Origin of the sequence: Oryzomicrobium sp. (assembly GCF_021287045.1) — a bacterium.
In the GTDB taxonomy this organism is placed as follows: Bacteria; Pseudomonadota; Gammaproteobacteria; order Burkholderiales; family Rhodocyclaceae; genus Oryzomicrobium.
In genome coordinates this window covers 1-22,814 of sequence record NZ_JAJTBG010000012.1, presented here as the reverse complement: position 1 = coordinate 22,814, position 22,814 = coordinate 1, and the positions used below count along the sequence as shown (strand labels likewise).

Sequence of the window (22,814 nt, the reverse complement as noted above, 5' to 3'; positions counted from 1 at the left end):
ATGCCGAGGAGATTTTGACCATGTCCCGTATCGCTACCGTTTTTTCCCAACTCCAGGCCGCCGGCAAGAAGGCCCTGATCCCCTTCGTCACCGCCGGCGATCCCGATCCTGAACAAACCCTGCCGGTGCTCAACGCCCTGGTGGAAGCCGGCGCCGACGTGATCGAGCTGGGGGTGCCGTTCTCCGACCCGATGGCCGACGGCCCCACCATCCAGCGCGCTTCCGAGCGGGCCCTGGCCAAGGGCATGACCCTGGCCAAGGTGTTCGAGATGGTGCGCGCCTTCCGCGCCGGCAACGCCACCACCCCCATCGTGCTGATGGGCTACGCCAACCCGATCGAGGCCATGGGCCTGGAGGCCTTCGCTAAGGCCGCCGCTGACGCCGGCGTCGACGGCGTGCTGGTGGTGGATTACCCCCCCGAGGAGTCCGCCGAGTTCGCCGCCGCCATGCGGGCGGTGGACATCGATCCCATCTTCCTGCTCGCCCCCACCTCCACCGATGCGCGCATCGCCCAGGTTGCCGAGGTGGCCAGCGGTTACGTCTATTACGTCTCGATCAAGGGCGTGACCGGCTCCGCCACCCTCAACCTGGCCGAAGTGGCCGCCCGCATCCCCCTGATCCGCCAGCGCACCGGCCTGCCGGTGGGCGTGGGCTTCGGCATCCGCGATGCCGAGACCGCCCAGGGCATCGCCGCCATCGCCGACGCGGTGGTGGTGGGCAGCCGCCTGATCGAGGAGATGGAGCGCCATCCCGCCACCCAGGCGGCCGAGGCGGTGCGCGCCGTAGCCACCGACATCCGCCGCGGCATCGACGCGGCCTGACCCTTTCAACGAATTCCCTTTGCTGGAGACCCCGAGTCCATGTCCTGGCTGAACAAGCTCCTGCCGCCCAAGATCAAACGCGAAAGCGGCCCGCGCAAGAACTCGCCCCTGCCCGAAGGCTTGTGGCGCAAGTGCCCCTCCTGCGAGGCGGTGCTTTACGCCACCGACCTGGAGAGCAATCTCCACGTCTGTCCCAAGTGCGGCCACCACAACCGCATCAACTCGCGCCAGCGCCTCGACCTGCTGCTCGATCCCGAAGGCCGCTTCGAGATCGGCGCCGAGGTGCTGCCGGTGGACAGCCTCAAGTTCAAGGACAGCAAGCGCTATCCGGACCGCCTCTCCGAGGCCATGGAAGACACCGGCGAGACCGATTCCCTGGTGGTCATGCAAGGCGCCATCAAGACCCTGCCGGTGGTGGCCGCCTGCTTCGAGTTCGACTTCATGGGCGGCTCCATGGGCTCGGTCCTGGGCGAGCGCTTCGTGCGCGGCGTCAAGGCGGCCATCGAGCAGCAGGTGCCTTTCATCTGCATCACCGCTTCCGGCGGCGCGCGCATGCAGGAAGGCCTCTTTTCCCTGATGCAGATGGCCAAGACCACCGCGGCCCTGACCAAGTTGTCGGATGCCCAGCTGCCCTTCATCTCGATTCTCACCGACCCGACCATGGGCGGCGTGTCCGCCTCCTTTGCCTTCGTCGGCGACGTGGTGATCGCCGAGCCCAAGGCCCTGATCGGCTTCGCCGGCCCCCGGGTTATCGAGCAGACCGTGCGCGAGAAGCTGCCCGAAGGCTTCCAGCGTTCCGAGTTCCTGCTGGAGAAGGGCGCCATCGACATGATCGTGGACCGCCGCGAAATGCGCGACAAGCTGGCCCAGCTCATCACCATGCTGCAAAAGCTGCCCGCGGCGGCTTAAGCATTAAGCGTCCTCCACTTTCTTCTGGCTTTACCCGCCGAGCCCCAAACCGGGTTCGGCGGCGAGAAATGGCAATGTCCCACCGTACCCTCGCCGACTGGCTCACCCACCTCGAATCCCTCCACCCTCGCGGCATCGCCGGCATCGAACTGGGGCTGGAACGGGTGGCTCGGGTCAAGGCCGCTCTGGGCCAGCGCGAAACCGTGCCGGTCATCACCGTGGCCGGTACCAACGGCAAAGGCTCGGTGTGCGCCTACCTGTCTACCATCCTCGACCGGGCCGGCTACAAGGTGGGCTGCTACACCTCGCCCCATCTGGTGGCCTACAACGAGCGGGTGGCGCTGAACGGCGTACCCGCCGACGATGCGACCCTGTGCCGCGCCTTCGCCCGGGTCGAGGCGGCCCGGGGCGACGAGGCCCTGACCTATTTCGAATTCGGCACCCTGGCGGCCTGGGAAGTGTTCGCCGAGGCCGGCGTGGATGCGGTGGTCCTGGAAGTGGGCCTGGGCGGCCGGCTGGACGCGGTCAACGTCTACGAGCCCGACGTGGCGGTGGTCACCGGCATCGCTCTGGACCACCAGGATTTCCTCGGTCCCGACCGGGAATCCATCGGCCGCGAGAAGGCTGGCATCTACCGGGCCGGCAAGCCCGCCCTGTGCGCCGACCCGCAGCCGCCCCAGTCCCTGCTCGATGCCGCCGCCGCCATCGGCGCCGACCTGCGCCTGCTCGGCCGCGATTTCGGCTTCGAGAAGAGCGCCGAGGACCGTCTGCAATGGCGCTACTGGTGCCGCAGCGGCGGCGAGGTGGCACGCCGCTCCCTGGCCTACCCGGGGCTACGCGGCGCCACCCAGCTGCGCAACGCCAGCGTCGCCCTGGCGGCCCTGGAAGCCCTCAAGCTGCGCCTGCCGGTGGCCATGGGCGCCATCCGCCGCGGCCTGATCGAGACCGAGCTGGCCGGCCGCTTCCAGGTCCTACCCGGTCGCCCGGCGGTGGTGCTCGACGTGGCCCATAACCCGGATGCCGCCAAGGTGCTGGCCGGCAACCTCTCCACCATGGGCTTCTTCGACCGTACCTACGCGGTGCTGGGCATGCTCGGCGACAAGGACATCGCCGGCACCCTGGCGCCCCTCAAGGACAAGGTGGACTACTGGTTGCTGGCCGACCTGGCCGTGCCCCGGGGCGCCACTGCCGCCACCCTGGCCGAGGTTATCGCCGCCCAGGGCCTGGGCGGCACGGTGGAAACCTTCGCCGCGCCGTCGGACGCCTTTGCCGCCGCCGCGAAGCGGGCGGGGGAGAGTGATAGAATCGTCACCTTCGGATCGTTCTACACCGTGGCCGACGTGCTCGCCCGGGTACGCCCGATCCGCCCGGCGGCCTGAGCCTTGTTGGCCGTCGCGTCCCCTTCACCAGCCTGGATTTCCCTCCGCCTACCGGCATGACCGACAACGACGCGCAACTCCTGCTCAAGAAGCGCGCCCGCCGCCGCCTCGTAGGTGCCGTGGCGTTCGCCTCCCTGGCCGCCGTGATCCTGCCCATGGTCATGGACGAAGCCCCGCCGCCGCCGGCCACCGACGTGCAGATCGTCATCCCCGAACGGGACCTGCCAGCCAAGCCCGCCCCGGCCAAGGCGCCCGAATCGGTGGCCGAGCCGGTGCCGGCCGCCCCCGCGGCCCCCGAACCCGTTGCTCCGCCGGCCAAGCCGGCGCCCGCCGTGGCCGCACCCATCCCGGTGGCGCCGCCCCCGGTCGCGACCGTGACGCCGCCGGCGGAACGTCCCGCCGCCAAACCGGTCGAAGCCAAGCCAGCGGAAAAAGCCGCCGACAAGCCCGTGGCCAAGCCTGCCGAAAAGGCGCCGGAAAAAGCTCCGGCCAAGGCCGACAAGCCCGCCGAGAAACCGGCCGAAAAAGCCAAGGGCGACGCCGACAGCAAACGCGCCGCCGATCTCCTGGCCGGCCGCTTCGACGCCAAGCCCGCCGCCAAGGAACCGGCCGCCTCCGGCAACGGCTACGTGATCCTGATCGGCGCCTACGCCAATCCGGCCAACGTCAAGCAGCTGCGTTCCAAGCTCGACGAAGTCGGAGTGAAGACCTTCACCGAGGCCCTGGAATCGCCCCAGGGCACCAAGACCCGGGTGCGGGCCGGCCCCTTCGCCAGCAAGGAAGCCGCCGACAAGGCCCTGGACAAGATGAAGCGCGTCGGCGTGTCGGGCGTGGTGGCCGCCAAACCGTGATTTTCCTGCCGCCCCGATTCCTCTGACCGGGGCGGTCCATTTTCGTGACCTATTTCGACTACGCCGTCATCGTCATCCTGCTCTGCTCGGTCCTGCTCGGGGCCTGGCGGGGCGTGGTCGGCGAGGTGATCGCCCTGGTGGCCTGGGTGCTGGCCTTCTTCGCCGCCCGGGCCTTCGGCGACGAGGTCGGCGCCGCCTTCCTGACCAAGGTCGTCGCCGATCCGTTCTGGCGCACCGTGGCCGGCTGGGTGCTGGTGTTCTTTGCCGTGATCGCCTTGATGGCACTGGCCCGGTTGGCCGCCCAGGGTTTGTTGAAGGCCCTCGGCCTCGGCTTCACCGATCGGGCCCTGGGGGTGCTGTTCGGCCTGCTGCGCGGCGCCCTGATCGTCTTTGTGCTGGTGCTGCTGGGGGGCATGACCGCCCTGCCGAAGCAGCACTGGTGGGCCAACGCCCAGTTTGCAGCTCCCTTCGAGACGGCAGTGCTGGCCTCGCGGCCGTGGCTTCCGTCCGAAGTCTCGAAACGAATTCGCTTCAAGTAAGGTGCTTTATGTGCGGGATCATCGGCGTAGTCGCCACCACTCCGGTTAACCAACTGCTCTACGACGGCCTGATGGTGCTGCAGCACCGCGGACAGGACGCGGCGGGCATCGCCACGGCGGAGGGCAACACCTTCCACATGCACAAGGGGCCGGGCCTGGTGCGGGACGTGTTCCGCACCCGCAACATGCGCGCCCTGCCGGGCAACTGGGGCATCGGCCACTGCCGCTACCCCACCGCCGGTTCCGCCTGGAATTTCGCCGAGGCCCAGCCGTTCTACGTGAACTCGCCCTTCGGCATCATGCTGGCGCACAACGGCAACCTGACCAACGCCCCGACCCTGAAAGAGCAGATGTTCGTCCAGGACCGGCGCCACGTGAACACCAACTCGGATTCCGAGGTGCTGCTCAACGTGCTGGCCCACGAACTGGCCGCCGCCGCCCCGGGCATCCGCCTCGACGCCGCCGCCGTGTTCAAGGCCGTCGATGGCGTGCATCGCCGCGTCAAGGGGGCCTACGCCGTGGTGGCGATGATCGCCGGCGTCGGCCTGGTGGCCTTCCGCGACCCCTACGGCATTCGTCCCCTGGTGCTCGGCCGCAACGTGACCGAGGCCGGCACCGAATGGATGGTGGCCTCCGAATCCGTGGCCATGGACACCCAGGGCTTCGAGGTGGTCGGCGACGTGGCCCCGGGTGAAGCCATCTTCATCGACCTGGAGCGCAACCTGTCCCGTGCCGCCTGCGGCCCCCAGGTGGCCCCAGCCCCCTGCATCTTCGAATACGTCTACCTGGCCCGCCCGGACTCGGTGCTCGACGGCATCTCGGTGTACGAGACCCGCCTCAACATGGGCGAGAAGCTGGCCGCCAAGGTGCGTGAGACCATCGACCCGACCCAGATCGACGTGGTCATCCCCATTCCCGATTCCTCCCGCCCCTCGGCCATGCAACTGGCCGAGGCCCTTGGCATCCCCTATCGGGAAGGGTTTGTGAAGAACCGCTACATCGGCCGCACCTTCATCATGCCCGGCCAGGCCACCCGCAAGAAGAGCGTGCGCCAGAAGCTCAACACCGTGACCCAGGAATTCAAGGGCAAGCGGGTGATGCTGGTGGACGACTCCATCGTACGCGGCACCACCTCCCGGGAAATCGTCGAGATGGCCCGGGCCGCCGGCGCCCTCAAGGTGTACTTCGCCTCGGCCTCGCCCCCGGTGCGCTTCCCCAACGTCTACGGCATCGACATGCCGACCCGGGGCGAGCTGATCGCCACCGGCCGCACCGACGCCGAGATCGCCGAAGTGATTGGCGCCGACGCCCTGGTCTACCAGGATCTGGAAGCGATGAAGGAATCGGTCACCCAGTGCAACCCGGCCGTCACCCGTTTCGACGCGTCCTGTTTCGACGGCATCTACGTCACCGGCGACATCGACGCGGCCTACCTGGACGGCGTCGAGCAGAGCCGGGGCAAGCACGACAGCAAGAAGACCGGCGAGGACGACTCCAACGAGTCCCAGCAGGTCGAGCTGACCGTGGTCGCCACTGCCTCGGACCTCTGACATGAGCCTGCCCCCCGACCTGCAACTGGACACCCTGGCGGTGCGCGCCGGCCAGGAGCGCAGCCAGTTCAACGAGCACGCCGAAGCCCTCTACCTCACCTCCAGCTTCGTCTTCGAGAACGCCGCCCAGGCGGCGGCGCGCTTTGCCGGGGAAGAGGAGGGCAACGTCTACTCGCGCTTCTCCAACCCCACCGTCACCGTCTTCCAGGAACGCCTGGCCGCCCTGGAAGGGGCCGAGGGCTGCATCGCCACCGCCTCGGGCATGTCGGCGATCCTCTCCCTGGTGATGGGCCTGCTCAAGGCCGGCGACCACATCGTCGCCTCCCAGGGGCTGTTCGGCGCCACGGTGCAGCTGTTCACCAACATCCTGCCGCGCTTCGGCATCCAGACCACCCTGGTGCCCCAGACCGACGCTGCCGCCTGGGCCGCTGCGGTGCGGCCGGAAACCAAGCTGCTGTTCGCCGAGACCCCGTCCAACCCCCTCACCGAGGTGGCCGACATCCGCGCCCTGGCGCAGATCGCCCATGACCACGGCGCCCTGCTGGCGGTGGACAACTGCTTCTGCACCCCGGTGCTGCAACGCCCCTTGGACCTGGGGGCCGACCTGGTGGTCCATTCCGCCACCAAGTACCTGGACGGCCAGGGCCGCGTCCTGGGCGGCGCCGTGTGCGGCCGCAAGGCGCTGACCGACGAGGTGCTCAAGTTCCTGCGCACCGCCGGCCCGTCCCTGGCGCCCTTCAACGCCTGGGTGCTGCTCAAGGGGCTGGAGACCCTGAAGATCCGCATGATGGCCCAGTCCGCCGCCGCCCTGGAGCTGGCCGCCTGGCTGGAAGCCCACCCCAGCGTGGCCCGGGTGTTCTACCCCGGCTTGCCGTCCCATCCCCAGCACGCCCTGGCCATGGCCCAGCAGAAGACCGGCGGGGCCATCGTCTCCTTCGAGGTCAAGGGCGGCCGCGCCGAAGCCTGGAAGGTAGTGGACGCCTGCAAGCTGCTGTCGATCACCGCCAACCTGGGCGACACCAAGACCACCCTGACCCACCCGGCCTCCACCACCCATGGCCGCATCAGCCCGGAAGCCCGGGCCGCCGCCGGGGTCAGCGAGGGCCTGCTGCGCATTGCCGTGGGCCTGGAAGCGGTGGACGACCTGAAGGCCGACCTGGCCCGGGGGCTGTAACCCGGCCTTACGTCCCAGGGCTTCTTGCCACGACGAACGACGCCGCCTCCGGGCGGCGTCGCCGTTTGCGGCCCGGCCACGCCCGGGGTCCGTATGAAGGGTGGCGGTAGCCCCTGCGGGCGGGCGGCGCAGGGGGCGCCGTGTTACACTTGCCCCCTCTTGGCCGAAGCCGATGCGCTTTCGTGCCAGACTCCCGGGCCGCGCAACAGTCTGACGGCCCGTCCCCGATGCGCCGGCCGGGCTTTCGCCCATTCCATGCGATCCGGCCGCGCTTTCCGGCACTCTTTCCCTCCCTGACGAGTCTGCCCAGACTGACCCGCTCCCATGAGCGCGGTGGCCGGCTCCCGGAGCAACATTCCATGCAGTTTACCGACCTGGGCCTGGCGGCCCCGATCCTGCGCGCCATCGAGGCCCAGGGCTACACCACGCCCACCCCCATCCAGCAGCAGGCCATTCCCGTGGTGCTGGCCGGCCGCGACCTGATGGCCTGTGCCCAGACCGGCACCGGCAAGACCGCCGGCTTCACCCTGCCGATCCTGCACCTCCTGAGCCAGAAGCTCGGCGCCGCCGAGAAGAGCCCCCTGTCCAAGAGCCTCAAGCGCCCCCGCGCCCTGATCCTCACCCCGACCCGGGAGCTGGCCGCCCAGGTGGAAGAGAGCGTGCGCACCTACGGCGCCCACCTGCCGCTCAAATCCCTGGCCATGTTCGGCGGCGTTGGCATGAATCCCCAGATCCAGGCCCTGCGCAACGGCATCGACATCCTGGTGGCCTGCCCGGGCCGCCTGCTCGACCACGTGCAGCAGCGCACCGTGGACCTGTCCGGGGTCGAGATCCTGGTGCTCGACGAAGCCGACCGCATGCTCGACATGGGCTTCATCCGCGACATCCGCAAGATCATGGCCCTGCTGCCGCCTGCCGGCACCCGCCAGAACCTGCTGTTCTCGGCCACCTTCTCCGACGAGATCAAGGACCTGGCCCGGGGCTTCCTGCACAACCCGGAATCGGTGGAGGTGGTGCGCCGCAACACCCCGGCCGAAGCCGTGGCCCAGACCGTCATTCCGGTGGACAAGGACCGCAAGAAGGACGCCCTGCTGCACCTGTTCGAGAACCGGGGCTGGCACCAGGTGCTGGTGTTCACCCGCACCAAGCACGGCGCCGACGCCCTGGCCCGGCGCCTCGACAAGGAAGGCATCAAGTCCGCCGCCATCCACGGCAACAAGACCCAGGGCGCCCGCACCCGGGCCCTGGCCGAATTCAAGTCCGGCAAGCTGGTGGCCCTGGTAGCCACCGACATCGCCGCCCGGGGCATCGACATCGACCAGCTGCCCTACGTGGTGAACTACGAACTGCCCAACGTCCCCGAGGACTACGTGCACCGCATCGGCCGCACCGGCCGGGCCGGCGCCGAGGGCGAGGCCTATTCCCTGGTCTGCGCCGACGAGCGCATCTACCTGCGCGACATCGAACGCCTGATCAAGCGCGACCTGGAGCGGCTGGTGCTGCCCGGCTTCGAGCCCACCGAAGGCCCCTCCACCGCGCCTGCCAACCCGCAGCGCCAAGGCCGTGGCGGCCAGCCCGGCGGGCGTGGCAACAACGGCGGCAATGGCGGCAATGGCGGTAACGGTGGCCGGGGCGCCCCGCGGGGCCAGGCCCCGCAACGCGCTTCGGGCAATGGCCGCCAGGAACAAGGCGGGGCGCGGCGTTCCGAAGGGGGCAGCCCGCGGCCCAATAACGGCGCGCCTTCCCAGGGACGGGGCCCGGGCGGCAACCCGAACAACCCCAACGGCAACGCCGGCGCTCCGCGCCGCGATGGCCGCAACACGGACGGCCAGGCCCGTAGCGCCGCCCCGGCGGAATCCCAGGGCGAGCGGCACCCCGAGCGCCGTCACGACCAGCATCCGGAACGGCGCGGCGGCGGCAACACCGGCCGGGCAGCCCTGCTCGGCGGCGGTCCGGGCCACCGCAACGGCAGCCGGGGGCGCTGATCCCCTGAGCGGTGGTCAAACGGCGCTATGCGGCGCTAAACGAAGCGATACGGCGCTATAATCGCCGTACACAGCCACAAGGGCGGGAAGACGCGAGTCTTCCCGCCCTTTTGTTGGTCCAATGCTTTTTGCTGCCTGTTTTTTAATCAACCGCTGCCAGCGCAAAAACCACCATGGCTCCCAGGCAAATCGTCATCCAGACCGAGGACGGGCGCGTCTTCTACGACATGTCCGCCAGCGACAACCCCTGCGACGGCTGCGGCGTGTGCTGCCGCCACTACCGGGTCTCCTTCTACCAGGGCGAAACCGACGATTACCCGGGGGGCCTGGTGCCCGCCGCCCTGACGGTGCCGGTCACCCCGTTCCGCGTCGCTATGCGCGGCACCGAGGCCGGCCATGGCCGCTGCGCGGCCTTTCAGGACGACGGCCGCTGCGGCATTTACGCCCAGCGCCCGTCCCCCTGCCGGGAGTTCCCGGTGTTTCTCGACGACGGTTCCTGGAACCCGGAGTGCATCCGCCTGCGCAGCCTGTACGGCGTGCCCCTGCCGCCGGAGGTCCAGACCGGCCTGGAGGCGGGTGGGGGCAACGTGGTGCCGCTCCCGCCCGCCATCGCGAGTGACGATGATGGCGAGGCCGAGATGGGCGGCGCCGTGATCCTGCCCTGGCCGGGCCGCCGCGCCGACGCCAGCGATGCGCCGGACGAGGAGCCACCCAATACCCCCAACAACCCCAACACGCCGCCCATGGCAGCCTGATCGGGTTGCCGCGCCGTTTCCGGCTGTTTCGTCTTTTTCGCCCTGCCGCTCATGACCGATTCCGCTGACCGTACCGACGCCGCCAACGCCGCCGCCGATCCGCTGGCGCCCCTGGTGGCCGCCCTCTGCGCGGCCCGCCGCAGCGGCCGCACCGTTCCCACCGCGCTTTTGGCAGATCGGGTCCCTGACACGGCCGCCGGCTACCGGGTCCAGGACGCGGTGGCCGGCCAGTTGGGCTGGTGGCAAGCGCGCCACCGGGCGGGCCACTGGAAGGCCGGGGCCGGCGACACCCAGGCCATTCCTGCCTATGCCCCCCTGCCACCGGCCGGGGTGTGGTCCGGCACCCCGGCGGCGCCGGCGGACGCCACCGGCCAGGGCTTCCACCTGATCGGCGTGGAGGCCGAGGTGGCCTTTCGCCTGGGCCGGCCGGTGGGTCCCGCCGAGGCCGCCGCCATCGCCACGGCGGACGATCTGGCCGACTGGCTGGACGCCCTGTGCGTGTCCATCGAACTGGTGGATTCCCGCTGGGACGAAGGGCTGGCGGCGCCGGACGCCCTCAAGCTGGCCGACCTGCTCTGCCACGGCGGCCTGGTGCTGGGGGAATGGCAGCCCTACCGGCCCTGGATTGGTCACGACTGGGCAGGGCAGGCGTGCAGCCTGGAGGTGGATGGCCAGGAAGTGGCGCAAGGCGCCGGCGGACATCCCTGTGGCTCGCCCCTGTGGGTGATCCCCCACTGGCTGCGCCACGCCACCGCCGACGGCGGCACCCTGGCGGCCGGCACGGTGGTCACCACCGGCGCCTGGCTGGGCGTCCACTTCGCCCGCCCGGGGCAAACCCTGACGGTGCGCTTCGCCGGCCTGGGCGCGGCGAGGGTGCGGGTCTGAACTGCCGCCGCGACTGCCGCCCATGTCCGCCGTCCGGTAGGCGGGATTGAATCGCCTTGCCGGGCGATATATGAAAAAAATTAATACGTTCTGCGGGCGGAAAAGCGAAGGTCCGCGCCAGTAGTAGAGTTTGGCAACGCGCCTGCCGAGATACTTGAAAAAAATTAATGTATTGGAGCGCCCGGTTTCCGGGCAATTCGATGGTGGCGCTGTGCGGTGTTGCTGGCGGCGTTGCACCGCCAGCATGGCTTGCATCACTGATGCTGGAGCGGCGCTGCACCTTGTGCGTGAGGCGCCGGCAATCCGGCGATCCCACCCGGCAATCCGGCATCGGCCGGGCCGGGGGAATGGGGGAAAAGAGGGAATAAAGCGGGAGCGGGGTGGAGGGGCCGCAGCGGCGCCATCGCCGGCGTCGGCCGCAACACCGGCCACGCCCACGGCTTCCGCTCTTACCCCGCCTTTATTCCGCCTTACTCCGCCCGCCGGATCACCGACAGGATCTGGTCGCCGTAGCGGTCGATCTTGGCCGCGCCGACGCCGGGCACCTGGGCCAGGTGGCCCCGGGAGGCGGGGCGCATCTCGGCGATTTCGCGCAGGGTCTTGTCGTGGAAGATGACATAGGCCGGCACGCCCTGTTCCTTGGCCGCCTCGAAGCGCCACTGGCGCAGCTGCTCGAACAGGGGCGCGGCTTCCGGCGACAGGTCCTGGCTGGCCTTGAGGCGCGAGCCGCTGCTGCTTGAACTGGACTTGGCGCGCACCGTGGCGCGGCGCATCTCCACCGTCTGCTCGCCCTTCAGCACCGGCCGGGCGGCCTCGGTGAGCTTCAGGGCGCCGTGCTCGGCCAGTTCGGCGCGCAGGTAGCCGCCGGCCACCAGCTGGCGGGCCACCGACTTCCACACCGCCTCGTCCATATCCTTGCCGACGCCGAAGGTGGGCAGCTGGTCGTGGCCGTATTCCTTGACCTTGGGGTTGGCCTTGCCGCGCACCACGTCGATCAGGTGGGTGGCGCCGAAGCGCTGGCCGGTGCGGTAGGCGGCCGAGAGCAGCTTGCGCGCCGCGTCGGTGCCGTCCCACAGGGTGGGCGGGTCCAGGCACACGTCGCAGTTGCCGCAGGGCTGGCTGGGCTCGCCGAAGTAGTCGAGCAGCACCACCCGACGGCAGCGGGGCGTTTCGCAGTAGGCGAGCAGGGCGTTGAGCTTCTGGGCCTCCAGGCGCTTCTGGTCCTCGGGGGCGGTGGAATCGTCGATGCGCGAGCGTTGCAGTACCACGTCCTGGAGGCCGTAGGTCATCCAGGCCTCGGCGGCTTCCCCGTCCCGGCCGGCCCGGCCGGTTTCCTGGTAGTAGGCTTCCAGGCTCTTGGGCAGATCAAGGTGGGCGACGAAGCGCACGTCGGGCTTGTCGATGCCCATGCCGAAGGCGATGGTGGCGACCATGATCAGCCCATCCTCGCGCAGGAAGCGGCGCTGGTTGGCGGCGCGCACCTCGGCCCCCAGGCCGGCGTGGTAGGGCAGGGCGGCGAAGCCTTCGCCGGAGAGCCACTCGGCGGTTTCCTCGACCTTCTTGCGCGACAGGCAGTAGATGATGCCGGCCTCGACGCCGAATTCCTTGCGCCGCCCGCTGAGAAAGGCGAGCAGCTGGCGCTTCGGCGTGTCCTTTTCCACCACCGTGTAGCGGATGTTGGGCCGGTCGAAGCTGGAGACGAACACCCGGGCCTCGCCAAGGCCCAGGCGGGCGATCATTTCGTCCCGGGTGGCGTGGTCGGCGGTGGCGGTGAGGGCGATGCGCGGCACCGCCGGATAGCGCTCGTGCAGGGCCGAGAGTTGCAGGTATTCGGGGCGGAAGTCGTGGCCCCACTGGCTGACGCAGTGGGCCTCGTCGATGGCGAACAGGGCCAGCTTGCCGCTTTCCTCCAGCCGGTCGAGCAGGCTCCAGGAGCGGTCGGTCATCAGCCGTTCCGGGGCGATGTAGAGCATGTCCAGCTCGCCGGTGAACAGCTGCCGCTCGATCTGCTGCACCGTGGAAAAATCCAGGGTCGAGTTCAGGTAGGCGGCCTTCACCCCCACCTGGGTGAGGGCTTCCACCTGGTCCTGCATCAGGGCGATGAGCGGCGAGATGACGATGCCGACGCCGTGGCGCAGCAGGGCCGGAATCTGGTAGCACAGGGACTTGCCGCCGCCGGTGGGCATCAGCACCAGGGCGTCGCCGCCGCCGGCCACGTGGCTGACGATGTCGGCCTGGCGGCCGCGGAAGGCCGGGTAGCCGAAGACGTGCTGGAGCACGTGCAGGGCCTGGTCGGCCAGGGGAGCGTCGGTGGGGCGGGGCGGCGTGGAGGTGGTGGCGAGGGCGGCGGAAGACACGTCGGGAATCGGCTGGAACCTGGGGCGCAGCGGCGAAGGTGGTGGCGGGCCGGATGGCCGGAATGGGGCGGATGGCGCGGCCGGGGCGGACGAGGCCGATCCCCGGATGCGCTATTCTACCCGTCCCGACCCGCCTTTCCCCGGCGGGCGCTCCGCTTCCGTTCTTCCATGCGCCATTTCCGCCTCATCCGCCCAGTCCGCCTCGTTCCCGCCGCCGTTTTCGCCCTGTTGGCGCTCTGTGCCGCCCTGCTGGCCGGCTGCTCGGCCCTTAGCGGCTACCCCAACCGACCGGAGGTGAGCCTGTCGTCCCTGCAAGTAGACGAGGTGCGGCTGTTCGAGCAGCGCTTCCGGCTGCTGCTGCGGGTGCGCAACCCCAACGATCGGGATCTGCCGGTGGAAGGTCTGGAATTCACCCTGGACCTGAACGGGGAGCCCCTGGCCCGGGGCCAGTCCGCCGAGGCCGTGAGCGTGCCGCGCCAGGGCGAGGCGGTGGTCACCGTGTTCGCCACCAGCGACCTGAACGGTTGGCTCAAGCAGTTCCGCAAGCTGCGCCGCGACGGCGACGGCCGCCTGCCGGAAACCCTGCCCTACCGGCTGAAGGGTACGGTGAGCGCCGGCGGGCTGGGCAAGATTCCCTTCACCCGGGACGGCGAGGTGCCGGTGGCGGCCCTGCTCAACGGGGCGAAGCGCTGACCTCGGCCTTCGTGCGGGGGGCGCCGTTGGCGTCGATCCAGGCGGCGATGGCCGCCACCGTCTCGTCCTCGATGCCGTTGAAGCCGTGGTAGGCCCGGGCCTCGCAGGGGTCGCCCTGGCTCGTGCCGCCCTCCATCAGCACCAGTTCCCGGGGCGCGCCGCCGGGGTGGCCGAGCCGTTCCATCAGGCGCGGCAGCTCGGCCGGGTTGCACAGCTTGCAGCCGTCGTAGCGGTGGTGCACCACCAGCACCGGGATGACCAGCGTATCCAGGGCCATGGACGGCACCGGCCAGTTGCGCGTGTCGGTGAGGATGGTGGAGGTCAGCACCAGGCCGTCGGGCCCCTGGGCCGGTGCCAGGCGGGTGGCGGCGTAGGCCGCCGACTGGGTGCCCCGGCTGGTGCCCACCAGCCACACCGGCAGGCCGCTGTCGCGGCGCAGCCAGGCGATCAGGGCGGCCACGTCGGCGGCGTGCTCCGGCGTCTGGCGGAAGCCCTCCAGAAAGGGCCAGGACTGCCGGTCGGAGGGAGCGTCGAGCACCGCCACGTTGAAGCCCCGGGCGGCGAAGCGCTCCCGGCTGCGCACCAGGAAATTGCCACTGCCCCACTTCATGGCGCCGTCGTCGGCCAGTTGCAGCCCGCCGTGGCCCCCGGCGAGCAGCACCAGGGTGGCCTTGGCGCCGGGCACGGTGCGGTAGAGGATCTTCTCGCCGACCCCGGGCCGGGTCGGAATGGTCACCACCCGGCTGGCGGCTTCGTCGGCGAGCAGGGGAGGGGCCAGGCCTGCCCCCAGCGCCGCCAGCATGAGCCCGACGGCCAGTCGGCGGCATCGTGCCAGGGGCCGGCCGGCGAGCGCCGCGATGCGCCCGGGGAAAGCCTTCGGCGAGGCGGCACGAGTGCCGGGAGCGGGGGATGAAGACGGAATGGCGCGGGGCAGGAGCGGCATGGCGGTCAGCCTGAGGCAGGGGGCGAGGCCCCATGATACGGGGCGCCGCTGCCGCCCCGCCTGACGGCCGCTGCCGGGGAGGGCGGTCCCCGTGCCGGCGGGCCCGCCTCCGGAATTTTTGCCCCTCTGCCTGTTTTTTCAGCGCGCCGTCATAGCCTTGAATGTTCAGGCGGTTTTCCACCTTATCCACAGCGCTGTCCACGGATTCTGGGGAGAACGCCGCCCCGTGCCCGCGCCCAAGAAATGCGCCGCGTCAGCGATACACCGGATGGCGTCGGCACAGGGCCACCACCTGTTCCCGCACCCGGGACGCCACCTGGGCGCTGGTGCCGGATTCCAGGGCGTCGAGCACGTCGCACAGCCAGCCCGCCAACTGCTCGCATTCCGCCACGCCGAAGCCCCGGGTGGTGACGGCCGGGGTGCCGATGCGCAGCCCGGAGGTGACGAAGGGCGAGCGCGGGTCGTTGGGCACCGAGTTCTTGTTGGCGGTGATCCAGGCCTCGCTCAGGGCCGCGTCCGCGTCCTTGCCGGTGTAGGGCTTGGCCGACAGGTCGATCAGCATCAGGTGGTTGTCGGTGCCGCCGGAAACGATCGCATAGCCGCGCCGTTGCAGCACGGCGGCCATGGCCCGGGCGTTGGTCACCACCTGGCGCTGGTAGGCGGTGAATTCGGGGGCCAGGGCTTCCTTGAAGGCCACCGCCTTGGCGGCGATGACGTGCATCAGCGGTCCGCCCTGGATGCCGGGGAACACCGCCGAATCGAGCTTCTTGTTGAACGCCTCGCCCTGGCCCTGGGACAGGATGAGGCCGCCCCGGGGGCCGCGCAGGGTCTTGTGGGTGGTGCTGGTGACCACGTGGGCGTGGGGCAGGGGATTGGGGTACTCGCCGGCCGCCACCAGACCGGCCACGTGGGCCATGTCCACCCAGAAGAGAGCCCCCGCCTTGTCGGCGATGGCGCGCATGCGCGCCCAGTCCTTGTGCCGGGAATAGGCGGAAAAGCCGCCGATCAGCAGCTTGGGCCGGGTCTCCAGGGCGATGCGCTCCATTTCGTCGTAGTCGATCAGCCCGGTGGCCGGGTCGAGACCGTAGGGGACGATGCGGTAGTGGCGGCCGGAAAAATTGGAGGGGTTGCCGTGGGTCAGGTGCCCGCCCTGGGCCAGGTTCATGCCCATCACCGTGTCGCCCGGATTGACCAGGGCGAGGAACACCGCGGCGTTGGCCTGGGCCCCGGCGTGGGGCTGGACGTTGGCGTAGTCGCAGCCGAACAGGGCCTTGGCCCGTTCGATGGCCAGGCGCTCGGCCACGTCTACGTGGGCGCAGCCGCTGTAGTAGCGCTTACCCGGGTAGCCCTCGGCGTACTTGTTGGTGAACACCGAGTCCTGCACGGCCATCACCAATGGGCTGGCGTAGTTCTCGGAGGCGATCAGTTCGGCGTGGTCTTCCTGGCGGCGGGCTTCGCCGGCCATGGCCTCGGCCAGTTCGGCGTCGAAGTCCTTGAGTTCAGCCAGGATGGCGGAGTGGTCGTGCATGGTGATGCTCCCTGAAGGGTCGGGATGGTCGGAGGGCTCCCGCGCCGAGGCCGGCGCGGCGAGGGGGATGGGGATGGAGGGGCGGCATCCGCTCACGGGGCGCCGGCGGCGGGCCAGTAGTGGCTGTCCGGCAGGGCGCGGGCGCCGAAGATGGCCTGGCCGACGCGCACCACGGTGGCGCCTTCCTCGACGGCGATCTCGAAGTCGCCGGACATGCCCATGGACAGTTCGTCCAGGCCGATGCCGGCGGGGGCGTCCTGGCGCAGCCGGTCGCGCAGCTGGCGCAGCAGGGCGAAGCAGGCGCGCACCCGGGTCGCCTCGGCGGAGAACAGGGCCAGGGTCATCAGGCCGCGCACGCGCAGGGCGGAAAAGGCGGGCAGGGCGCCCAGGAAGGCGGCGGCCTCCTCCGGCGCCAGGCCGTACTTGCTGGCCTCGCCGGAGGTGTTGATCTGGACGAACACGTCCAGCCCACGCCCCTCGGCCTGTAGGCGGCGATCCAGGGCCTCGGCCAGGCGCAGGCTGTCCAGGGCCTGGAATTCGCTGGCGAAGCGCGCCACCAGTCGGGCCTTGTTGGTTTGCAGGTGGCCGATGACCGACCAGCGCAGGTCCGCCAGGTCGGCCAGGGCCTCCCACTTGCGTTGGGCCTCCTGCACCTTGTTCTCGCCGAACTGGCGGCAGCCCGCCGCGTAGGCCAGGCGCAGGTGGGCGTCGTCGAAGGTCTTGCTCACCGGCAGCAGGCGCACCTCTTCCGGCGCCCGGCCGACGCGCCGGCAGGCGGCGGCGATGCGCCCGTGGACCGCCGCCAGGTTGCGCTGGAAGTCGGCGACGCTGTCGGCCCGGGGATAGTGGCCGTGCCGTTCGTGCCAGGTCGGTGTACCGGACGTTGCGGGGGCTCCGGACGTTGCCGACGTTCCGGGCGGCGCAGGCTGCGGGCTGGGCGTCACTTGGCGCTCCCGCCGCTGGCGGCCGGTTCGGGGACGAGGGCGGGCTGGAGCGGGGATGCCGCTTCGTGGCGCGGTTGGCGGCGCGGCAGGCTGCCGTTGAGCGCCGCGTAGGCGACCAGGCCGATCAGCAGCCCCCAGAAGGCGCCGCCGATGCCGAGCAGCTTGATGTTGGCGGCGGCGGCCAGGAAGGTGATCAGGGCGGCTTCCCGGGACTTGGCGTCGGCCATGGCGTTGGCCAGGCTGCCGCCGATGGTGCCGAGCAGGGCGAGCCCGGCCAGGGTGGTGATGAAGGTGGCGGGAAAGGCCATGAACACCGCGGCCAGGGTGACGCCGAAGACTCCGACCAGGATGTAGAAGGTGCCCGCGGCGATGCCGGCGATCCAGCGCTTGGATGGGTCTTCGTGGGCCTCCTTGCCGGTGCAGATGGCCGCCGTGATCGCGGCGATGTTGAAGGCGTGGGAGCCGAAGGGGGCCATGAGCAGGGAGCCCAGGCCGGTGACGGTGACGATCGGGTTGGCGCTGGTCTTGAAGCCGTCGTTGCGCAGCACCAGCATGCCCGGCATGTATTGCCCGGTCAGGGTGATCAGGAAGAGGGGCAGGGCGACGCTGAGCAGGGCGTTGAGGGAGAAGGCCGGGACGGTGAATACCGGCGCGGCGAGGCGCAGTTCCAGCCCCGACAGGTCCACGCGCCCCTGGAGCAGCAGGAAGGCCAGCCCCAGGGTGAGGATGCCCACCACGGCGTAGCGGGCGGTGAAGCGCTTGAGGGCGACGTAGGCGACGATCAGCAGGCCGGCGAGCAGCGGGTCCACGCTCATGCCGCCGAAGGCGCCGATGCCGAATTGCAGCAGGATGCCCGCCAGCAGGCCGGCGGCGATGCCCGGCGGGATCAGCCGGATGACCTTTTCGAAATAGCCCGACAGGCCGAGCAGGACGAAGGCGGCGGCCGAGATCAGGTAGGCGCCCACCGCCTCGGCGTAGGGCGTCGTCGCCAGGGCCGTGACCAGGAAGGCGGCGGCCGGCGTGGACCAGGCGGTGATGATCGGCTCCCGGGCGACCCAACTGAGGAAGAGGCCCGTGATCCCCACGCCGATCGACACCGACCACACCCAGGAGGCGGTCAGTTCCGGGCTCAGGCCGGCCACCTTGGCGGCCTGGAAGACCAGGATGAAGGTGCCGCCGTAATTGACGATGACCGAAATCAGGCCGGCCACGACCGGGTGGGTAAGATCGCTGAGGCGCAAGGACGGGGGCGGGTGGGGGGACGGCATGGGTAGGCTCCTTGAAGGCCCGGTGCTTGACCTGGGCTTGAAGCCGATTTATACGGCGTAAATGGCCTGATGTTCCCCGCCACTTTTTTCAAGGTGTACCTGCCAATTGTTCAAGCATTCCCAACTCGAATCGGTCAAAGCCTGGCTGGCCGACCCCGCCCAGGCGGCCTTGCCGCTGCACGCCCGCATCCAGCGCGCCATCCGCCAGTTGATCCTCGACGGCGCCCTCGGCGTGGGCAAGCCGCTGCCGGCCTCCCGCGCCCTGGCGGCGTCCCTGGGGGTTTCCCGCGACACGGTGGAGGCGGCCTACGGCCAGTTGCACGCCGAGGGCTTCATCGAGCGGCGGGTGGGCAGCGGCAGCTTCGTTTCTGAGATGACCCAGCGCCCCTCCGGCCGTGGCCAGGCGCGGCGCCTGGGGCCGCCGCGCACCCAGGCGGCCACCCTCAGCCAGCGCGGTGCCGTCATGTTCAAGGGCGGCGGCGTGCGCGATTTTTCGGTGCTGCGCCCGTTCGTGCCCGGGGTGCCGGAAACCCGGGGCTTTCCCGTGTCGATCTGGGAGCGCCTGGAGCGCCAGGTATTGAAGGAATACGGCAGCCAGGCGCTGCGGCACGGCGACCCCCAGGGCATGGCGCCGCTGCGGCGGGCCATCGCCGACTACGTCAATCTGGAGCGGGGCGCCCACGCCAGCGCCGACCGGGTGCTGGTGCTGACCAGCTCCCAGCAGGCCATGGCGCTGTGCGCCAACGTGCTGCTCGACGCCGGCGAGCGCATCTTCATCGAGGACCCGGGCTACCACGGGGCGCGGCGGGCCTTCGAGGCCGCCGGCCTGGAGTGCGTGCCCATTCCGCTCGATGCCCAGGGCCTCCTGGTGGAACGCCTGCGCGCCGATCCCCGTCCGGCCAAGGCAGTCTGCCTGACTCCCTCGCACCAGTTCCCCACCGGCGCCACCCTGGCCCTGGATCGGCGCCTGGCGTTGATCGAATGGGCGGCGCGGCAGCCGGCCTGGCTCATCGAGGACGACTACGACAGCGAATTCCACTACGCCGGCCGGCCCACGGCCTGCGTGCAGGGGCTGGACCCCCACGAGCGGACGATCTACATCGGCACCTTCACCAAGTCCCTGTTCCCCGGGCTGCGCATCGGCTACATGGTCCTGCCGAGCGCCCTGGTGGAGCCGATGACCGTGGCGCGCACCCTGCTCGACGGCCACAGCGCCTCGATCGCCCAACTGACCCTGGCCCGTTTCATCGAAGGCGGCCATTTCGGCGCCCACGTGCGCGCCATGCGCGGCGTCTACGCCGAGCGGCTGGACACCCTGGTCCGCCTGGTGCGCACCCACCTGGCCGGGTTCGTCGAACCCCGGGTGCCCATCGGCGGCTTGCAGCTGCCCTGCCTGCTGACCTGCGCCATCGCCGAGCAGGACGCCATCGCCGCCGCGCGGCGGGCCGGGATCGAACTGATGGGGCTGACCGGCCTCCATGCGGCGGAGCCCCGGCAGGCCGGCTTCCTGCTGGGATTCGCGGCGTATGCCCCGGACGAGCTGGAAGCGGCGGTCAAAACCCTGGCGGGGGTGTTCCGCGCGCTGCGGCGCTGAACGCAGCGGCGGGCCGTCGATGCGTCTTCAGGCGCTCGTCGGCCCGTCGCAGGGATGGACAGGGCGCCCAAGCTCGCTTAGCATCCCCGCCCCTCGCAGCACCCTGGCCCGTCCATGACTCCTGTTTCCGCCGCCCGCGCTTGCGGCATCGATTTCGGCACCTCCAACTCCACCGCCGGCTGCCTGCGCCCCGGCCTGCCCACCCTCCTGCCCCTGGAGGACGGCAAGGCCACCCTGCCTTCCGTGGTGTTCTTCAACGCGGAAGAGGCGGTCACCCGCTTTGGCCGGGCCGGGCTGGCGGACTACCTGGCCGGGTCGGAAGGGCGCCTGATGCGCTCCCTCAAGAGCCTGCTCGGCAGCAGCCTGATCGACGGCCGCACCGAGGTCCAGGGCCGGGCCCTGGCCTTCCGCGACCTGCTCGCCCAGTTCATCGGCGAGATCAAGCGCCGCGCCGACGACAAGGCGGGCCGCTCCTTCGACCAGGTGGTGCTGGGCCGGCCGGTGTATTTCGTCGATGACGACGCGGCCCCCGACCAGGCCGCCGAGGACACCCTGGCGGCCATCGCCCGGGAGGTGGGCTTCGCCGACGTGAGCTTCCAGTTCGAGCCCATCGCCGCCGCCTACCACTACGAAACCGGCATCGACCGGGAAGAACTGGTGCTGGTGGCCGACATCGGCGGCGGCACCTCGGACTTTTCCCTGATCCGCCTTTCCCCGGAGCGGGCCCGGGCGGCGGACCGGCGCGGCGACCTGCTGGCCAACGGCGGCGTGCACATCGGCGGCACCGACTTCGACCGCAGCCTGAGCCTGGCCTGCGCCATGCCCCTGCTCGGCTACCGCAGCCAGCTCAAGACCGGCCGGGAGATGCCGTCGAGCGTCTTCTTCAACCTGGCCACCTGGCACACCATCAACTTCGCCTACACCCGCCAGAGCCTGGCCGAGCAGCAGCGCCTGGCCCTGGACGCCCGGGATGAGGAAAAGTCGGCCCGTCTGCTGGCCCTGCTCGACGAGCGGGCCGGCCACTGGCTGGCCAACGAGGTGGAAGGGGTGAAGATCGCCCTGTCGGGGGCGGAAGTGGCCGATCTGAGCCTCGACCGGCTGGAGTCCGGCCTGGTCCAGCCGGTGCGGCGCGACGAGTTCGATACGGCCGGCACGCCCCTGGTGGAGCGGGTGGCGGCCACGGTGGCGGCCTTGCTGCGCGACGCCGGGGTAGCGGCGGGGGACATCGATACCGTGTTCTTCACCGGCGGCTCCAGCGGCATCCCGCGCCTGCGCCGGGCCATCGCCAACCTCTTGCCCGGCGCCCGGGCGGTGGAAGGCGACCTGTTCGGCAGCATCGGCGCAGGCCTGGCCGTGGAGGCGGCGCGGCGCTACGGCTGAAGACGGGGTTGCTGGGGGCGGGCGCTACCCCTGCCTCAGGAGGCGGTCTTGGCGGGGAGGGCCGAGGGGACGATCATCTCTTCGCTACCGTCGATGCCCCAGTCGCCGTACAGGTACCAGTCGTCGCCGAGCATTTCCGCCGGGTGCAGGGTGCGCCCCGAACCGTTGCCGCATTGCATCGACTCGGCCGGGCAGTACTTGTCGCAACCCCAGCAGATGCGCTCCGGGTGCTTGGGGTGGAGGGGAAATTTCTTGGCCATGGGGATCTCCGACGGGGCCAGCCCGGTGGGCCGCGGGTGGCGGCACTGTTCGGGCGGAGGGATAGTTGAGTAGATTACTCAGCTATGTTGCGGGGCATTTGATGCGGGTCAAGAAATCGCGCCGTCAGGCGAAGCCTGGCGGTTCGGTGCGTGGCGACGCTTGGTGAGAGGTGTTGCTTTGAGCGTCGGTGGCCTCGCCGGGCGTGAGTGCTGGAGTTGGGGCTGTATTTCGCCTTGACGGCGAGTGACTTTCTTTTGGGTCGCCTGTACGGACCGGTGAGATAGGCGACCCCTGCGCCCCCGCCGCCGGGCCGATAAGGCTGGCCCGGCGGTACCCTGCGCGGCTCGCCATCCCGGGGCGGCTGCGGAACTCGGCCTGCTGCCTCAAACAGTCCTCGCCGACACTTCCCCGGGTCGGTTGCGCTGCTCGGCGGAGGCGAAGGGGGGAGGGGGCCGTGCCGGCATTGGGGTCGGGGCGTTTGGATTGCTTGGCCGGATGAAGGAGGCCGGAAAGGCGCGCCAGTGCTTGATCTGCAAGCCGGCCCTGTGAAAGCCCGCGCCAGTCCTTGTTCTTGGATGGCGGTGCCCGGAAAGCCAATACTGGCGCGGACTTTGGAAAATCACATTTCAAGCACCAGCTCCACGCCTCGCCTGGTTTGCTCCTGGCAGCTGGGCCACAGTGCCCCCGAGTGTGCCCTTCTGCCCCGCCGAGCAACGCAGGTCAGGACGGAAAAGGGCGAGGACTGTCCGAGGCCGCAGGCCGAGTTCCGCAGCCCCCGTCCCGGGCGAGTAGCGCAGGGGACCGGCAGGCCGGCTTCATTGGTCTGTCGGCGGGGGAGCGGGCACGGCGTTCTTTGGCTACTTTCTGTCGCCGGACAGAAAGTGGCTCGCCGTCCAGGCGAAATGCAGCGCTTCTAGTCGCTACAGCGCTTGGTGAGAGAGCCGGTTTTGAGTGTCGGTGGTCTCGCCAAACGTCAGTGCTGGCGTTAGGGCTGAGTT

The 22,814-nt window shown here is 70.2% G+C and carries 19 protein-coding genes; 13 read left to right on the top strand and 6 right to left on the bottom strand.

What is annotated here, in order from left to right; translation table 11 throughout:
• The first annotated feature begins 20 nt into the window (after positions 1-20).
• The 10 genes from trpA (at position 21) to LWW89_RS13620 (ending at position 10,848) form a co-directional block, all read left to right on the top strand.
• On the top strand, positions 21-821 hold the full coding sequence (gene trpA / locus LWW89_RS13665) for a tryptophan synthase subunit alpha (RefSeq protein ID WP_293265082.1): 801 nt from the start codon (positions 21-23) through the stop codon (positions 819-821).
• 39 nt (positions 822-860) lie between these two features.
• Positions 861-1,730: an acetyl-CoA carboxylase, carboxyltransferase subunit beta gene (gene accD, locus LWW89_RS13660; RefSeq protein WP_293265080.1), complete on the top strand. Its 870-nt coding sequence runs from the start codon at positions 861-863 to the stop codon at positions 1,728-1,730.
• Between the two features lie 68 nt (positions 1,731-1,798).
• Positions 1,799-3,109, top strand: a complete 1,311-nt coding sequence (folC, locus tag LWW89_RS13655; protein WP_293265078.1) for a bifunctional tetrahydrofolate synthase/dihydrofolate synthase — start codon at positions 1,799-1,801, stop codon at positions 3,107-3,109.
• Positions 3,110-3,165: 56 nt separating this feature from the next.
• Positions 3,166-3,960, top strand: a complete 795-nt coding sequence (locus tag LWW89_RS13650) for an SPOR domain-containing protein (RefSeq protein WP_293265076.1) — start codon at positions 3,166-3,168, stop codon at positions 3,958-3,960.
• A gap of 44 nt (positions 3,961-4,004) precedes the next feature.
• Positions 4,005-4,499: a CvpA family protein gene (locus LWW89_RS13645; RefSeq protein ID WP_293265074.1), complete on the top strand. Its 495-nt coding sequence runs from the start codon at positions 4,005-4,007 to the stop codon at positions 4,497-4,499.
• A gap of 8 nt (positions 4,500-4,507) precedes the next feature.
• On the top strand, positions 4,508-6,049 hold the full coding sequence (purF, locus tag LWW89_RS13640; RefSeq protein WP_293265072.1) for an amidophosphoribosyltransferase: 1,542 nt from the start codon (positions 4,508-4,510) through the stop codon (positions 6,047-6,049).
• Position 6,050: 1 nt separating this feature from the next.
• On the top strand, positions 6,051-7,223 hold the full coding sequence (locus tag LWW89_RS13635) for an O-succinylhomoserine sulfhydrylase (protein WP_293265070.1): 1,173 nt from the start codon (positions 6,051-6,053) through the stop codon (positions 7,221-7,223).
• A gap of 359 nt (positions 7,224-7,582) precedes the next feature.
• Positions 7,583-9,208 carry a DEAD/DEAH box helicase gene (locus tag LWW89_RS13630; protein ID WP_293265068.1) on the top strand — a complete coding sequence of 542 codons (1,626 nt, stop codon included), beginning with the start codon at positions 7,583-7,585 and terminating at the stop codon, positions 9,206-9,208.
• A gap of 173 nt (positions 9,209-9,381) precedes the next feature.
• Positions 9,382-9,963: a YkgJ family cysteine cluster protein gene (locus LWW89_RS13625; protein ID WP_293265066.1), complete on the top strand. Its 582-nt coding sequence runs from the start codon at positions 9,382-9,384 to the stop codon at positions 9,961-9,963.
• Between the two features lie 51 nt (positions 9,964-10,014).
• Complete coding sequence (locus tag LWW89_RS13620) at positions 10,015-10,848, top strand: fumarylacetoacetate hydrolase family protein (RefSeq protein WP_293265064.1); 834 nt, start codon at positions 10,015-10,017, stop codon at positions 10,846-10,848.
• 470 nt (positions 10,849-11,318) lie between these two features.
• Here LWW89_RS13620 and recQ read toward each other — a convergent pair whose 3' ends face one another.
• Positions 11,319-13,148: a DNA helicase RecQ gene (recQ, locus tag LWW89_RS13615; RefSeq protein WP_293265206.1), complete on the bottom strand. Its 1,830-nt coding sequence runs from the start codon at positions 13,146-13,148 to the stop codon at positions 11,319-11,321.
• A 225-nt stretch (positions 13,149-13,373) separates the two neighbouring features.
• Between recQ and LWW89_RS13610 the strand changes: the two genes are divergently transcribed.
• Complete coding sequence (locus LWW89_RS13610) at positions 13,374-13,898, top strand: LEA type 2 family protein (protein WP_293265062.1); 525 nt, start codon at positions 13,374-13,376, stop codon at positions 13,896-13,898.
• On the opposite strand, the gene LWW89_RS13605 is transcribed toward LWW89_RS13610, so the two are convergent.
• The 4 genes from LWW89_RS13605 to LWW89_RS13590 all read right to left on the bottom strand — a co-directional run bounded on the left by LWW89_RS13605 (position 13,879) and on the right by LWW89_RS13590 (position 18,581).
• Positions 13,879-14,841: an alpha/beta hydrolase gene (locus tag LWW89_RS13605; protein ID WP_293265060.1), complete on the bottom strand. Its 963-nt coding sequence runs from the start codon at positions 14,839-14,841 to the stop codon at positions 13,879-13,881. The genes LWW89_RS13610 and LWW89_RS13605 overlap by 20 nt on opposite strands.
• 253 nt (positions 14,842-15,094) lie before the next feature.
• Positions 15,095-16,369 (bottom strand): serine hydroxymethyltransferase, encoded by a 1,275-nt coding sequence (gene glyA, locus LWW89_RS13600; RefSeq protein WP_293265058.1) that lies wholly within the window; start codon positions 16,367-16,369, stop codon positions 15,095-15,097.
• Between the two features lie 92 nt (positions 16,370-16,461).
• A complete protein-coding gene (locus LWW89_RS13595; RefSeq protein ID WP_293265056.1) occupies positions 16,462-17,313 on the bottom strand; it encodes a YggS family pyridoxal phosphate-dependent enzyme in 852 nt (283 codons plus the stop codon).
• A complete protein-coding gene (locus tag LWW89_RS13590; protein ID WP_293265054.1) occupies positions 17,310-18,581 on the bottom strand; it encodes a benzoate/H(+) symporter BenE family transporter in 1,272 nt (423 codons plus the stop codon). The genes LWW89_RS13595 and LWW89_RS13590 overlap by 4 nt, the downstream gene beginning before the upstream one ends.
• A 106-nt stretch (positions 18,582-18,687) precedes the next feature.
• Here LWW89_RS13590 and LWW89_RS13585 point away from each other — a divergent pair, with 106 nt between their 5' ends.
• Together LWW89_RS13585 and LWW89_RS13580 are read left to right on the top strand one after the other, a co-directional pair.
• Entirely contained in the window at positions 18,688-20,175 is a 1,488-nt protein-coding gene (locus LWW89_RS13585) for a PLP-dependent aminotransferase family protein (protein WP_293265052.1), read from the top strand.
• A 114-nt stretch (positions 20,176-20,289) separates the two neighbouring features.
• Positions 20,290-21,555 (top strand): Hsp70 family protein, encoded by a 1,266-nt coding sequence (locus LWW89_RS13580; protein WP_293265050.1) that lies wholly within the window; start codon positions 20,290-20,292, stop codon positions 21,553-21,555.
• Positions 21,556-21,590: 35 nt separating this feature from the next.
• On the opposite strand, the gene LWW89_RS13575 is transcribed toward LWW89_RS13580, so the two are convergent.
• Positions 21,591-21,815 carry a DUF3079 domain-containing protein gene (locus tag LWW89_RS13575; RefSeq protein ID WP_293265048.1) on the bottom strand — a complete coding sequence of 75 codons (225 nt, stop codon included), beginning with the start codon at positions 21,813-21,815 and terminating at the stop codon, positions 21,591-21,593.
• Positions 21,816-22,814 lie beyond the last annotated feature (999 nt).